This window comes from Bradyrhizobium sp. Ce-3 (assembly GCF_022835695.1).
GTDB lineage: Bacteria > Pseudomonadota > Alphaproteobacteria > Rhizobiales > Xanthobacteraceae > Bradyrhizobium.
This window is the reverse complement of record NZ_BQUV01000097.1, coordinates 1-217: the sequence shown is the minus strand read 5'-3', so window position 1 is coordinate 217 and position 217 is coordinate 1. Positions and strand designations below refer to the sequence as shown.

Here is a 217-nt window from a genome sequence, read left to right as displayed (position 1 = left end):
ACGAGCAGCGTCTCACCGTGCAGGATCACCTGACGACGACGTTCCGCTGCTATGGTTTGCCGGAGGCCTTCTACACCGACAACGGCTCACCATGGGGCGATACGTCCGGCATTCGCTGGACCGGATTGAAGGTGTGGCTGCTCAAGCTTGGCATCAGAGTGGTGCATGCCAGGCCATGTCATCCACAGGCCCGCGGCAAGAACGAACGCTTCCATCG

The 217-nt window shown here is 60.8% G+C and carries 1 pseudogene; it reads left to right on the top strand.

Going from position 1 to position 217, the window contains the following annotated elements:
* A pseudogene (locus BRSPCE3_RS35970) lies at positions 1-217 on the top strand (IS481 family transposase); the annotation flags it as partial.